1 pseudogene is annotated in these 341 nt (G+C 53.7%); it reads right to left on the reverse strand.

From position 1 onward, the window contains the following. A pseudogene (locus AC1RPG_RS08500) lies at positions 1-295 on the reverse strand (DUF7448 domain-containing protein); the annotation flags it as partial. Between the last annotated feature and the right edge of the window lie 46 nt (positions 296-341).

Below are 341 nucleotides of genomic sequence, written 5' to 3' on the forward strand. Positions count from 1 at the left end.
AATAGTAGCCGTTACTTTGGCCCAGCCATCGGATATCCACGTAGCCTCGGATGGTCGCGAGCTTGTAGAACGTCCACGTATACGAATCGACGTACTCGCCAGCCGGAGGCGGAAAGTCGGTATCGCTAACTTCCTAGGCCATGAGAATAGGTGTCCCGATCAGGTCGTTCACGTCCCCAGTTACCGACTCGATGTATACCGACTCGCAACAGTCCTGTTGATGGTACATGCTGTAGACTTCACCGGTCTCAGCCATGAACGTCACTTCGTCAGAGCCTTCTTCAAGACCTGTCACAGAAACCAGCGTCTTACCAAGCAACGCCTCGAACCCCGGATATCGT

This window comes from Dellaglioa sp. CoH-57-MRSF-18 (assembly GCF_056781995.1).